At 42.6% G+C, this 12,909-nt stretch carries 17 protein-coding genes; 8 read left to right on the forward strand and 9 right to left on the reverse strand.

Translation table 11 applies throughout. From position 1 onward, the window contains the following. Nucleotides 1–75: 75 nt before the first annotated feature. Genes LEP1GSC194_RS03940 through LEP1GSC194_RS03950 form a run of 3 tightly spaced genes read left to right on the forward strand, consistent with a single transcriptional unit; the run spans nt 76 to nt 3,198 of the window. Nucleotides 76–975, forward strand: coding sequence for a patatin-like phospholipase family protein (locus LEP1GSC194_RS03940; RefSeq protein ID WP_020772540.1), 900 nt, complete (start codon nt 76–78; stop codon nt 973–975). Beyond that, complete coding sequence (locus LEP1GSC194_RS03945; RefSeq protein ID WP_020772341.1) at nt 956–2,920, forward strand: glycoside hydrolase family 5 protein; 1,965 nt, start codon at nt 956–958, stop codon at nt 2,918–2,920. Before LEP1GSC194_RS03940 ends, LEP1GSC194_RS03945 begins: the two co-directional genes overlap by 20 nt. Then, the gene (locus LEP1GSC194_RS03950) at nt 2,917–3,198 is read left to right on the forward strand and encodes a TIGR04454 family lipoprotein (protein ID WP_020772512.1); all 282 of its coding nucleotides are present in this window, start codon (nt 2,917–2,919) and stop codon (nt 3,196–3,198) included. The genes LEP1GSC194_RS03945 and LEP1GSC194_RS03950 overlap by 4 nt, the downstream gene beginning before the upstream one ends. Before the next feature lie 356 nt (nt 3,199–3,554). Here LEP1GSC194_RS03950 and LEP1GSC194_RS03955 read toward each other — a convergent pair whose 3' ends face one another. After that, the gene (locus LEP1GSC194_RS03955; protein WP_036041305.1) at nt 3,555–3,950 is read right to left on the reverse strand and encodes a hypothetical protein; all 396 of its coding nucleotides are present in this window, start codon (nt 3,948–3,950) and stop codon (nt 3,555–3,557) included. A gap of 174 nt (nt 3,951–4,124) precedes the next feature. On the opposite strand from LEP1GSC194_RS03955, the gene LEP1GSC194_RS03960 reads away from it, so the two are divergent. From LEP1GSC194_RS03960 to LEP1GSC194_RS03980, 5 genes are all read left to right on the forward strand, one after another. Continuing rightward, nucleotides 4,125–4,625, forward strand: a complete 501-nt coding sequence (locus LEP1GSC194_RS03960; protein WP_020772439.1) for an RNA polymerase sigma factor — start codon at nt 4,125–4,127, stop codon at nt 4,623–4,625. Nucleotides 4,626–4,646: 21 nt separating this feature from the next. After that, entirely contained in the window at nt 4,647–5,738 is a 1,092-nt protein-coding gene (locus LEP1GSC194_RS03965; protein WP_020772456.1) for a FecR family protein, read from the forward strand. Between the two features lie 65 nt (nt 5,739–5,803). Continuing rightward, nucleotides 5,804–6,346 carry a HAMP domain-containing protein gene (locus LEP1GSC194_RS03970; protein WP_020772383.1) on the forward strand — a complete coding sequence of 181 codons (543 nt, stop codon included), beginning with the start codon at nt 5,804–5,806 and terminating at the stop codon, nt 6,344–6,346. 55 nt (nt 6,347–6,401) lie between these two features. Continuing rightward, nucleotides 6,402–7,109 carry a FecR family protein gene (locus LEP1GSC194_RS03975; RefSeq protein ID WP_020772484.1) on the forward strand — a complete coding sequence of 236 codons (708 nt, stop codon included), beginning with the start codon at nt 6,402–6,404 and terminating at the stop codon, nt 7,107–7,109. Between the two features lie 438 nt (nt 7,110–7,547). Further along, nucleotides 7,548–8,447, forward strand: a complete 900-nt coding sequence (locus LEP1GSC194_RS03980) for a haloalkane dehalogenase (RefSeq protein WP_017810060.1) — start codon at nt 7,548–7,550, stop codon at nt 8,445–8,447. A gap of 1,192 nt (nt 8,448–9,639) precedes the next feature. Here the strand turns inward: LEP1GSC194_RS03980 and LEP1GSC194_RS22870 are convergent. From LEP1GSC194_RS22870 to LEP1GSC194_RS04025, 8 genes are read right to left on the reverse strand one after another with little or no spacing between them, the layout of a single operon-like run. After that, the gene (locus tag LEP1GSC194_RS22870) at nt 9,640–9,837 is read right to left on the reverse strand and encodes a hypothetical protein (RefSeq protein WP_020772375.1); all 198 of its coding nucleotides are present in this window, start codon (nt 9,835–9,837) and stop codon (nt 9,640–9,642) included. After that, complete coding sequence (locus LEP1GSC194_RS03995) at nt 9,792–10,226, reverse strand: M15 family metallopeptidase (RefSeq protein ID WP_020772457.1); 435 nt, start codon at nt 10,224–10,226, stop codon at nt 9,792–9,794. The genes LEP1GSC194_RS22870 and LEP1GSC194_RS03995 overlap by 46 nt, the downstream gene beginning before the upstream one ends. A gap of 5 nt (nt 10,227–10,231) precedes the next feature. Further along, nucleotides 10,232–10,687 carry a hypothetical protein gene (locus tag LEP1GSC194_RS04000; RefSeq protein ID WP_017810057.1) on the reverse strand — a complete coding sequence of 152 codons (456 nt, stop codon included), beginning with the start codon at nt 10,685–10,687 and terminating at the stop codon, nt 10,232–10,234. After that, a complete protein-coding gene (locus LEP1GSC194_RS04005; RefSeq protein WP_017810056.1) occupies nt 10,687–11,115 on the reverse strand; it encodes a hypothetical protein in 429 nt (142 codons plus the stop codon). Before LEP1GSC194_RS04005 ends, LEP1GSC194_RS04000 begins: the two co-directional genes overlap by 1 nt. Further along, nucleotides 11,115–11,480, reverse strand: a complete 366-nt coding sequence (locus tag LEP1GSC194_RS04010) for a hypothetical protein (RefSeq protein WP_017810055.1) — start codon at nt 11,478–11,480, stop codon at nt 11,115–11,117. Before LEP1GSC194_RS04010 ends, LEP1GSC194_RS04005 begins: the two co-directional genes overlap by 1 nt. After that, on the reverse strand, nt 11,470–11,835 hold the full coding sequence (locus LEP1GSC194_RS04015; protein ID WP_017810054.1) for a hypothetical protein: 366 nt from the start codon (nt 11,833–11,835) through the stop codon (nt 11,470–11,472). The genes LEP1GSC194_RS04010 and LEP1GSC194_RS04015 overlap by 11 nt, the downstream gene beginning before the upstream one ends. Then, nucleotides 11,832–12,452 (reverse strand): hypothetical protein, encoded by a 621-nt coding sequence (locus LEP1GSC194_RS04020; protein ID WP_017810053.1) that lies wholly within the window; start codon nt 12,450–12,452, stop codon nt 11,832–11,834. The genes LEP1GSC194_RS04015 and LEP1GSC194_RS04020 overlap by 4 nt, the downstream gene beginning before the upstream one ends. Nucleotides 12,453–12,456: 4 nt before the next feature. Beyond that, entirely contained in the window at nt 12,457–12,909 is a 453-nt protein-coding gene (locus tag LEP1GSC194_RS04025) for a D-Ala-D-Ala carboxypeptidase family metallohydrolase (protein WP_020772477.1), read from the reverse strand.

Below are 12,909 nucleotides of genomic sequence, written 5' to 3' on the forward strand. Positions count from 1 at the left end.
GATCTGCCCATTGAGTTCCTTCGAACAAACTGAAAATTCTTCTCTTTTTTCCGACCCCTTGAGATTCAGGTAAGAATGAAACGCGCTCTTATTTTATCCGGGGGCGGAGCCCGAGGCGCTTACCAAGCGGGAGTTCTCCGATATTTGGAAGAGATCCAATTCAAACCGGATATCATCTGCGGCACTTCCGTCGGGGCAATTACGGCGACCGCGATGGGATGCGGAATGAACGCGGCGGAAATCACGAAGTTATGGAAGTCCATCGAAGCGAAGAAGGTAATGCGTTATTCCATCTGGAGCGATTTGGTGGACATTTTCGTAAAAAGTTATTCCCCCTTAACCGACACGACACCGCTCAAGAATTTACTCTATTCTCATCTGGACTTTCGCAAACTGAGAAAGAATCCGGTCGAAGTCATCATCACCGCGGTCAACATTCTCACCGCAGAACTCGTATTTTTTAGAAATAAGGAAATCGATATAGAACACGTAATGGCTTCTTCCGCGATTCCCATGTTCTTTCCCTGGCAGTATGTGGACGGAAAGCCGCATTGGGACGGAGGAGTGATGGCCAACACTCCGATCCTTCCCGCAGTCGAACGCGGCGCGACCGATATCGTCGTAGTATTACTGTCTCCCGTCGGAGGAATCGATATGGGTTTACCGAAAACGAGAAGGGAAGGACTGGAAAGAGTTTTCGAGTTATCCCTCATCGGATCGTATCAAACCGTGATGTCCAATTTAAACTTCGAGAAAAAAAATAAGAAGGGAAAAAAGTCCAGACTCACTTCTTTGTTATCCATACCAAGCGCGGATCGACCCGAACTCAAGATACGAACGATCGGTCCCAGAACCTCTCTCGGATTCGGGAGCATCCTGAATTTCTCCCAAGTGCAGGCGGATTATCTGATCAGCAGGGGATACGAGGACGCAAGAATTCAATTTGAGGAATATTATGGAAGAGTTATTCGTTAAGAACGGATATTTCGCCGACAAAGGCGGAGCGATCTATCAATTGCGCGGAGTCAATCTTTCCGGCTCCGCAAAACTTCCTTCCAAACCCGACGGGACCACACACTTCGATCAGAATCTCACATTCGTCAATCATAGGGACGTGTCCTTTGTGGGAAGACCTCTGGAGGAAAATCGGGCGGCCGAACATTTTGACAGGCTTAAAAAATGGGGATTCAACTTCTTGCGGTTTCTCATAACGTGGGAAGCGATCGAACACAAGGGCCCCGGAAAATACGATGCGGAATACATAGACTACGTGGAAAGAATGGTCTCTCTCGCCGCGCAAAAGGGACTTTATCTTTTTATCGATCCGCATCAGGACGTATGGTCCCGATTCACGGGAGGAGACGGAGCCCCCGGTTGGACTCTGGAAGAATTGGGAATGGATATCTCCAAAATCCGGGATTCGGAAACGGCGATCGTCCATCATCACCAGGGAAGAAATTATCGAAGAATGTCCTGGCCCCTCAATTATCAAAAATACGCATGTGGAACGATGTTTTCCTTATTTTTCGGAGGAAGAGAATTTGCGCCGGACACAAAGATCGGCGGAAAAAACGCACAGGATTTTTTGCAGGATCACTACATCGATTCCGTACTCAAGATCGTGCGTAAACTCAAGAAGTATAAAAACGTAATCGGCTTTGATACTTTGAACGAACCTTCTCCCGGATGGATCGGAAAAAAGAATCTGGGTGAATTCGACGGATTCGGATTCGGCAAGATTGTCAAAACTTCTCCGTTTAAGGAAATGTATCTCTCCGAAGGACGCGCCGTCTCCGCGGAACAAGCTTATATGCTCGGGTTTTGGAGTTTTCCTTTCGGCAAGGTTCGAATGAACGGAGGTGGAATTCCGCTCTGGAAACGAGGACATCAATGTATCTGGAGAAATCACGGCGTATGGGATTACGATCCGAACGGGGCGCCGATGATGTTAAAGCCGGAATACTTCTACAAGAAAAACGGAAGAAAATACGAATTCTATACGGACTTTATGCGGCCTTTTATCAAGAAGTTCAAAGAGAGAGTGCAGAAGGTGGAAAGCCGATTTCATATCTTTGTGGAAAGCGATCCTTCGAGACTCGAACTGGAATGGAAAGAAACGCCGAAGAAAAATCACGGTTCCGTAATCAATGCGACACACTGGTACGATATTTCGGTGCTTATGCTCAAACGTTATTTTCCTTGGTTCGGGGTTCACGTATTCAAACAAAAACCTATATTCGGAAAAGAGAATATAGATAAGGCCTACGAAGAAACGATTCGAATGATCCGGGAAATGTCCGAAAAAAATATGGGCAACTGTCCGACCGTAATCGGAGAAACCGGAATCCCAATGGACCTAAATCAAAAAGTCGCTTATCTTAAAAACGATTACGGAGTTTTGGAAAAAGCGTTGGATCGGGTGATGAAAGCCGTGGAAAAAAATTTCGTAAATCTTGCGTTATGGAATTATACGCCCGATCATACTCACAGTTTGGGAGACAGGTGGAATGAGGAAGACTTATCGATTTATTCCATGGACACGCCCGCTTCGTATGACGAGGACGGAGGTAGGGCGACGAGGGCGTTCAGTCGACCGTATCCGATTACCACCAAGGGTTTGCCCGTAGCCTTATCCTTTGATATGGAAAGATCCTTATTCAAATATTCCTTTCGACAAGACGGGAATATTTTTCCGGAAACGGAAATTTTTATCCCGGCCATTCATTATAAAAATGGATTCGAAGTGTTGGTTAATGCCGGAACCTATCAATATGATTCCCGCGCCAAAGTATTAAAATTTAAGGGAGAAAAAGGAATCCTACATTATGGAATAACCGTTCACCCGTCCAAAAAATCACTTTTCACGGAACAAGATCGGGCCAAAGTGGTTCCCAATATTCAAAAGAGGAAGATTAGATGAAAAAAGCTCTCATGATTTCCATAGGCGTTCTCACGGTTCTTTCATTGACTGTAAACTGTCCCGGTTCTAAACATTCGGCCGAAGAGTGTGCTCCGATCGTAGACGAAATGTTAACCAATCTGACCGCGGGACAAAAAGCGGAAGATGCCGCAAACATCGCGACTATGAAAGCGACTTTGGTTCCCGTATTACAAAAAGAATGTATGTCCGGAAAATTCGATCTTACTTGTCTTAAATCTGCAAAAAGTATTCCTGCAATCCAAGCTTGTAAGAAATAAGATTCCACTCGCCTAATCTTAGTTTGTTCTTACGGAAAAAACTAAGATTAGCGGAAATTACCTTTCCAAGAAAATCGTCCGATTCTCTCTTTTTGTTCCGAACCGATCCTTGCGGAACTTAAGAATTCTTTAATTCTCGAAAAGAACTATTATCCTTAAGTTTGTTGTTTTCTAATATTAGAATTGTTGAAAAAATAATTTTAGATCGCATTTTATTTCATTAGAACAGACCGTTCGGTTCCGCGCGGTTTGATAATAGAAATCGTGGAATTTTTCAACAACTCTATTACAAAATGCTTTATAACAGCGTTTTGCGCCTATTCAAATATCGAAACGGAAGTTCTTAGAGGTTCTCGTTAATCTAAAAGAAAAAATCCTTCTTCTTCCGAATAACATCCGTGTTCCCGATACGGTTCCGACGGATAAAAATGAATCTTTTGCGCGTATCTCCTTCCGATTTTGAGACAGCCGACGCAAATATCGGGTCGAATCGCCCAATCACATTCCTCCTTTCGAAAGGAAGGGAAAACCCGAAGGAGGGGTTTTATCTCGGCGATTCCGTGTTGATGTTGATTTGAGGATTCATTTTGTGAAACGTTTTGAGAGGACGCGGGATGTGGAAATTCTAAAAAAGTTCCTCCTAACAAAACCCCTAAAACGCAGAATGTTTTTCCGAGCTTTTGAATGTGTTGTCGCCGCTGCTTTTGTCTCATTGCATCGCGTTCAAAAGAGTTTTCGAAGTCCGGACGCATCATCTATTGTATCGAAAATAATTTGGTTCTTTTTCGAAAAAAAAACCGATTCTGAAAAAAATCCGGAATCGTTCTGTTAACCTAAGAATAGAAGGCAAGAGCGGCAAAGGAATTTACTTGAAATCGGCTTTCCTAATTTCAACGTAGTTCCCAATGACCTCCCGGAAAGATTTTATGGACTCTCTCTATCGAGAGTATAGTGGAAGGATCTTTGATTTCCTCTATAAATATAGTTCCGGGAATCCTGAAGTCGCGATGGATCTGATGCAGGATACGTTCCTGAATTTTTTCAGGAAATATTCGGACTCGAATATCGATCGGGAACAGGCGATTCGTTTGCTCTATACGATTGCTCGAAACAGGTCCATCAACTATTCTCGGAAATTTTCCACGGTAAAAGAAAGTGGAAATCCGGAAATGCAGGATTTTCAGGAACAAAAACTCTCGTTTGTCAGAAAGACGGAACTCAAGGATTTGGAAGAGCGTCTTTTGCTTTGTTTGGATGAACTGGAAGAAGACGAAAAATATGCGTTGATTCTTCGGTTTATGGAAGATTACAATCTGACGACCATTGCGGAAATTATGGACATATCGGTTTCCACCGCTTCCCGCCTAATCGTAAAGGCGACGGCGAAAGTGATCGAAATCGCGGAACAAAAGAATTTAAGACCCTGATTATAAGAGCATAGATAAAAAATGGAAGAATCGGGAATGAATAGAGAAGAGAAGATTCGAGAAATTCTGTTCGAAGGAAAACAAAACGATCTAAGTCCTTCCGTAGAATGGCTGGCCAAAGGCTTGAGCGGTTCTTGGGTGGAATATTCCTTCAAAGAATCGGATTTCGAATCTCTCTATACGCGCGCAACTTCCGGTTCTTCAAAAATGCTTTTTTTGTCCGATTTTACGAAAAATAAATTCGTTTGGGGACTTTCAGCGGCCGCAATTTTTCTTTTCGCTGTTACATTAGGATATTATTCTATTCTTAAAGATAGGCCTTCTCCCGGAATCGAAAAGGGGGGAGTCGAAATTTCACAAGTGGAAGGGGACGCATATCTCACTTCTTCCGATCCCAAGGACAAAATTCTTTTAAAACCCGGAGTTAGAATTCAAGAAGGCCAGAGAGTCGTTACGGGTTCGGGGGCTATTCTGAATCTGAAAGTGTCCGACGGAATTGTAGTGAGGATTCTCTCCGATTCGGAAGTTTCGTTTCGATTGATCGATCTTTCCACACACTACAAAATCGGAATCGATTTGGAAAAGGGAGAACTTCTGACTCATATTCATAAAAATCTTAAAAAAGAAGAATTCATCGTTCGTTCCGAAAACGTAAGCGCGGAAGTTCGGGGTACAAGTTTCAGTTTTCAAAACGTTCCCGGAGAAGGAACTCGGGTGCGGGTTTTGGAAGGCCGAGTTGCGATCAGCGCTCGTGTGGAATCTCAAAAAACGGCGCCGGGAGGCGAGCAGGTTCTGGAACCCAATCAGGGAATTTTCGTAAATCAAAAAGGTTTTGTTAGAAGTCATTTGAACGATTCCGAGAAAGACCGTCTTGCGGCTGAGTTTGAGAGGTTGCCGATTGCAAACATTCCTCGGGATAAAAACCGAGCTTACTCAAGTAGACAAGAACTCGTAACGGATTTTCAAAGATTGGAGAAAATCGTTCTGACGGACGGAAAAGAGATCGAGGGTGTCATCGTGGATATGGACGAAAAAGCGATGTATGTTCAGACTCTTGAAAAAGAAATCGCCATTCGGAGAGAGTCGGTCTCCGAAGTCATTCAACTCCACTGAAAGCAAATTTTCTTTGACAGTCGATCGGTAAATCGGGAAATCTATTCTTCGAGGATCCGCATAAAATGGTACAAGAAGACCCCGGTAAAAAAAGAATTTTCAGCAATTACGTCGTAGACCGGGAGTTTCAATTCAAGTTCTTATTGAATTATTCCTTACTCATCGTTTTAGGTTTCGTTTTAACTTTAGGTTTTTTGTATTGGGTGAACTACACTAAGTTTGATAAGGGAGTCGTCTTTCGTTTGAGAAACGATCCGGTCAAAGTGTATCAAAAAGGTTTTGAAGATTACAACGGAGTGGAAAAGGAAAAGTTCGTAGAAAGGGAAATCTTTCTTCCCGATTACGATCACAAACTCGATATGTTTACGATTCAGGTGAACGGAATTCTGTTTTTATCCGGTTTGTTTTTGGGAATGACCGCGATCTTTACCATCATCTATTCTCACAAAATGGCGGGTCCGGTTTATAATATCAAAAACCAACTTAGAAAATTAGCGGCGGGTCAAGGTCCGGCCAAGAAGATCAAAATTCGAAAAGGAGACGAGTTTCAAGAACTCGCGGATCTTATGAACGAAGTTATTGAAAAAAGAATCAACAATCGCATTTGATGTTCGGGAAAATTAGTTGTAGATTTTTTAAAGAATTCGTGTAAGTTCTTTCGATATGATTCGTAAGGCCTTACTCTTCGTTTCTTTTCTTATATTGTCGCCTCAAATCGTTTTTGCGGATGAGGAAGTGGCGATCGTACTCTTTGTTTCCGGAAAAGCCCAATATATACAAGCCGGCAAAACCGAGGCGTTGAAAAAAAACGTCGTCCTTACAAAAGCCGCGAAAGTGGAAACCGGAGAAGGGAAAGCGGATCTGCAATTGGGCGCCAACTCCGTGGTTCGACTTGCACCTTTTACTAAAATCGAAATCGCCGAACTCTTTTCGGACGGATCCAAGAATACGACAAAGGTTACCTTGATTTCGGGCAAACTATTTGCGAACGTTCAAAAGTCCGGTAAAAAAGAAGACTTGGAAATCAGCTCGGCGTCTTATACGGCGGGAGTTCGCGGAACTCAATTTGTGATCGCCGAAGAAAAAACAAAGGCTCCTAAAAACGAGGATTCCGACATACCCGACGGGATTTTTGTAAACGAAGGAGAGATTGCCGTTCATTCTTCCTCCGGAAAAGATTTGGATCTTAAGACGGGGGAACAGGCCACTTGGGACGGTAAAGAATTGTCGGTGGAACCGCTCAAAGAATTCATGAAAGAAAAGATGAAAGTCATCCAAAACTTCAAGGCCATCAAAGGCGAAAATTATCAGATGCTCAAGGATCAGAAATTGAAAAACAAGGAGCTTCTGGAGAATTTTCCTAAATCATAATATTTTAAAGTTTTAAACTTAACGTTTTTGATAAGAGCTTGTCCAAAAATCTCAAAGGAAATTTGCGGTAGTTCTCGCGTTTCAAGTGGTTAGGACTTTACAACATACATACAGCTGCTCGTAATTCCTACTCACTCGTTCCTAAACAAAGTAAAAATGGACTCGGACAGCCTGTGTTCTTTACGAATCGTTCGGCAAGTCGCTAAAGTCAGTTCGGTTTAACCGATGCGAAAGCGATTGAAGCGGAATCAACAAATTGGAATTAGGAAAGAAAACCGTTTTTAGAGCGATCTATCAATTTGTTGATTGGAGCGAAAAGCGCGGTCTGGCTCCATTTTTTTCTTACGGAAAAAAATGGAGCCGGATTCGCCCAAACTTTCCAACCGTCGAATAAAAATTGCTTCCCGGATTTGGAACTTCAAGAATTCTATCGTCCCTATGAAAATCTTAAGAACCCCGGATTCCGCTTTTGAAAATTTGCCAGGTTACGATTTCAAAGCCAATTACTTAGAAGTCCGGAATCTGAGAATGCACTACGTGGACGAAGGAAGTGCGGAAGAAAAAGAAACGATTCTTTTGCTGCACGGAGAACCGTCTTGGTCGTATTTATACAGAAAGATGATTCCTGCTTTGTCGGTTGCAGGTTACAGAGTGATCGCCCCGGATCTGATCGGTTTCGGTAAGTCCGATAAACCCGACGACCCCGATTTCTTTTCCTATCAGGCTCATATGGATTGGCTGAAAGAATTTGTGGAGAAGTTGAATCTTGGAAACGTCACCTTATTCTGTCAGGACTGGGGCGGTCTTTTGGGGCTTCGGCTCGTTGCTGAAAATCCGGAACGATTTTCCAGAATTGTAGCGGCGAATACGTTTCTTCCGACGGGAGATGTTCCTCCAAAAGAGGATTTTCTGAAGTGGAGACATTTCTCCCAAAACGTAAAACGGCTTTCGATCGGATCAATCGTCAAAAACGGATGTGCTTCCGCGCTTTCTCCGGAAGTGGTAGCGGCTTATGACGCCCCTTATCCGGACGAATCTTATAAAGCCGCGGCTCGTAAGTTTCCCGCTCTGGTTCCGATTTCTCCCGACGATCCGGCGTCGGAGCCAAACCGAAAAGCTTGGGAAATTTTAAGGACTTGGAAAAAACCTTTTTTGACAGCATTCAGCGACGGAGACCCGATCACGAAAGGAGGAGATATATTTTTCAGAAGATTGATTCCCGGTGCAAAAGGTCAAAAGCACGTTACGATTGCAAATGGCGGACATTTTCTTCAAGAAGATAAAGGAGAAGAATTGGCGGAGGTTATCAAAACGTTTATCGAGGCAAATCCGGGATAACTTCAATTCGTCCTCCGGGATATATCATAACCAACCCCACAAGTTAAGAAGGTTTTTGGAATAAGAAGGATCAAAAACGCACATTTTTCAAGTGTTCCGACAAGAATGGAGCTTTTTACTTGCAAAAAGTATGATTTTCTGATAGAGAAAAGCCTCCCGAGCCTTTCCACCAATTTCGCGACCCGTAGAGAGCGAAATAGAGTTTATTCACCCCACCACCCAAAATTAGGGGAAACTCAATGCAACGCTCTCTACGGATCGCGTTGCAGGGCGTAAGTTTCACAGAAGATTTGTCGTAATTCCGACAGATTTATCTTGAGATCCAAGTACTTTTTTTGTGGGTAAGGTTATGGGGATATATGGAGGGTAAAGGGACCTTGGTATTCTCTCGATCCAAGAGTGCGTTATAATGGGACATAAGATACATTATCGGAAGTTGGGTTTATGTTCCAAATAAGAACGATAATATATATTATGCCGCGTTTGTTATGTCCCCAATTCGACGGCCTAATTCTGAGTGATTTAGTTTAGCAATTATTACCGAGACGAATTGGCGACGGTATTCTCAATTTTTTCTAATTCAGATTCCATTGCTCTACGTATAAAGTTTTGGATTGAATTGTCTAAAACTGCGCTGAAATTAGTTTTGCGAGCCTTTTTAACGACCCGATCAAATCTATCTAATAGTTGAGTATCAACTCTTACAGTTAAAGCTTTTGTCGCCAACATATATCACCTCCTCTTTTTAAAGATTATCTAATAATTACACTTGATGTCAACTGACGTCAACGAAAAAACTCTGTCTCTTCCGTAAAAAATGTCCCATTAAACGAGAGCGACATATTCCCAATTTACATTTAAAACGTATTTTGTATTCTGATTTGGGATATAGAAAACGGGCCGTTTCACGAGATTTATTCGAGTTTCACGGGGATATACCGTGGGAATATTGATCGAGTAGACATATTCCCAATTTACTATTTGGACAACTGTTTTTGATTTGATAATTTGAATTCAGTTGGAAGATTCGAAACTCTTGGGGGCAGTTGTTTCAAAGCAATTTCTCGTCCGTCGGGCTTTCGACAAATCAGATTGTTACCTCTACAGAAAAGAACCTCCAACCCAGCTTTTATCGCTTCTTCCCTTGCTTTAGAAAAGATTAATGCAGTTAGGGCCTGAGCTTCTTGTATGTTCAAACCCACTTCAATCGCCCGCCTAAGAATAGAATTACTAAAACACAGATGATAAACACAATGATCGGCGTAAGATGATCGTATGCTTTTTCTAAACAAAACTCGGTTGCTTTTTGCTCAAACCAATCGAACGGCCAGAACCCGAGTTCGTTTAACGATTGAGAAGGAATATAATGATTATTGCAATTACAGCCCATACCCAAAGCCCTCCATCGAAAAATTTATCTTGGAACGAAAGACCACGACTCCAATTCCGAATTTGAAAGTGAGGCGGATCTGACTCTTTCCAATCGATTCCCCACTCGATTTCTGAATGTCGGTTTAAAACGGATTCGATAGATTTACGATCCTTTTCCGCACTGAAACCGTTAATATCCAACGCGCGACCGAATTGATGCGCGGAAGAACCCGGCGGGGCCGCCGGACAGTGGCCGGTCCCGGCCTTACAGGCCGCATAAAGTTTAGCTTGTCTTGCCCACGACCGGCGGGACTCGAAAACGAAAACGCCCGGAAGGGAACTTTTCAAATCCTGAAAAAACGAAACCAGACGAGGATCAACGTTCTCAAGAGAATTGATAACGGCCATAGCAATTACCTTCTCTTACCGAGAATGTAGTCACCGAAAGTCTTCCAAGCGATGAAAGCACAGAGACCAACGATCAAAACCGTTTTAAAATCTTGTAATAAATCTTCTGCTGCTTCTTTTACACGTTCCGGAATTACTGGAATATTTGTTCCCTTCGTATCAAAGTCAAAGGTTAAAACGGATTTAGAAAAATCCGGAATCTGAGAATTTGCCTGGGAAAAGATTTTGTTAAATTCCGGAATTTGCGGATCTTTAGAGTAAATCTTAAAAGAGAATTGTTCCCTGAAAACAGTTCCGGCTTGCACAATAAACGAAATTCTACGTCTCTCAGGTTGTTCTAAGAAGCCGTAGAAAGAACGTAACGAATCCGGAATGTTTACGGACCCGGAAAAACCGGACCAATCAATAACGTGTCTAACGTCACCGGAAGGAATGTATTTACCGTCAAACTCAAGAGGCATTATCGCTTACGTTTTTTCAGAAGCTTCGGACCAAAAACAATCGCAAGAGCAATTCCGATTAATATAATAATCGAATTGTCGTCTTTCTCTTCCTTCTTAGGTTCAACCTTGCCGGAGACAACGATTTTGGAAGGAGGACTGGGATCGGTTCCACCAGTGCCGGACGGCGGTTTTGGAGCGGGCGGCGTCGGCTGTGAAACGGTTCCAGTAACAGCGTTCGAAATCGAAAACTTACCGGCGTTGAGTCTCTGAAAATCTTGGATAAACTTACCGATCGCTTCTTGAGACGCGCCTTTGTCAGACGGCAATTCAAAGGACATTCTTTTCACGTCGGGGTTGTGTAAAAACTTGTTATAACCCGAAGGTTTGCCTACGGTAAGATTCCCGGATCCGGATTGTTTGTAGTAGATATAATAACGTCGTGCCATTATTTAAACGCTCCCAAGATAAAGATAATAATCAAAATCACTAATAGAATATCGAAAATCGGAATTGATTTTTTGGTTTTTTCGATATCCGAAAACGGAATATCAAAAAGATCGTAAGTTCCAACGATCGACAAATTTAGCGTAACGGCTTCCGAAACCAAACGCTCGACCTGAGTTTTTAGTTCCTGGGTAGCTGGAACAAAATAAAGACCTCGAACTTCAGGGTGGCCCGGAGGGTTGTAGCCCTGGAAATGATCTTTCAGTCCATACGCTTCAAATTTTTCTAATAGAGTATGCTCCTTCTCAATCGTCCAATTATTCAGGCGGAATAAAAAAACTTTCGTGCTTAACGAACTATCCGGCATTTTCCACACCTCCGGATTTTCCAAGAGAAGGAAAGGAAATTGAAAACGATTTTAATTTCCAAACGAAAAACGTAATCGCGCCCAACACAAACAGAAAAACAAATAACCATTTGTCAAAAACCCAATCCCGCCATTTATCGGCAAGGGCCGACTCCGAAACCCCTTTATCTAAAAGTTTCTTCGTTTTAGAGAGAGTCTTTTTAACAAACTCAATATCCCCTTTCGGAATATCGTTAGACGCTAATACGATTTGTCCCACCCGGTCCAAATCGATTTCGTTTTGTTTCACCTGTTCAGAGTAAGACGCACACGAAACAAAGGAGAATATTAAAAATATTGAAATTAGACGATTCATCGTCTTTTCCTAACGTTTACGGATTTGGAATCGGAACGAGATAAAAGTTTACGCACAGAGATTTCAAAATCTTTCAAGTGTTTTCCACGGAACGCTAAAACAAGATACACACCGTTATTCGATTGAACGTCCTCTAAAACCTCAAAAACACAATTCGCGGAATACGGATTAACGACTAACGTATTCGTAAAATCGAATTCGATTTGCCGGTTCTCGGTAGAGATTTCCCGCACAGACGAAACAATATTTTGTAGAAGCTCCGTTAAGCCGTCCTTGGCTTGACCCCGCATATACTGAGGGAAATGCAAGGCCGCGCCTCTATCCGTGAAACTAAAATCCACAGACGACGAAAAAAGACCCCGGATCAGATCAAAGGAAGAAACAGATTTTTGAAGGGGTGTAGCACTGATATTCTCTTCTTTCTCTGTTGATCCTTCCGGGGATTTACGAAGTGACAGCGTGTGCAGAATTTCCGTGAGCAATTCAGGATTTTTAAACCACAGAAAACCCACACCCGCAAGGAGTAACGAAGTCAAAAACGAAAACAAAACGAGAAGAACTCTGAAAATTGATCCTTCATTTAAGAACTTTATAATTTCTAAATATACAGTTTCCATGATGTTACCCTATTGAAACTCTCTGGTATTTCATTTTTCCTGAAAATCCATTCGCGTTTAAAAATTCTTTCTTAGGCTTCACACCATCCGGAGCGATCGAAACGTGAACCCAGGTCGCGCCGGAAATAGTCCCTTCGTTGATGAGTTGGTGAAAAGGAAGATCCAGTTCTAAAATCTTTTTACAGATTTCTGTTTTGCTCATTCCCTTGATCCCGAAGTCAACCGCTTCCCCGCGCATATGCTGGCTGGTAACCGAGCCTTTGACTTTACGATTCACGACAGGAGAACGAAAACCCGAAGAGATTGAAATCGTAAGTTTTACGTTTTCGTAAAGCGGTTCAAGGATCGTCTCACAAAGTCGTTTTAACGATTCGATAGAACGTTCGTCGGGGACGTTGGCCAATCCCGTCTCTGTAACGGTAAGTTGTTTTAAAGTAAAGTTGTTTGAAAGATTCAT

Origin of the sequence: Leptospira alstonii serovar Sichuan str. 79601, assembly GCF_000347175.1 — a bacterium.
GTDB classification, from domain to species: Bacteria; Spirochaetota; Leptospiria; order Leptospirales; family Leptospiraceae; genus Leptospira; species Leptospira alstonii.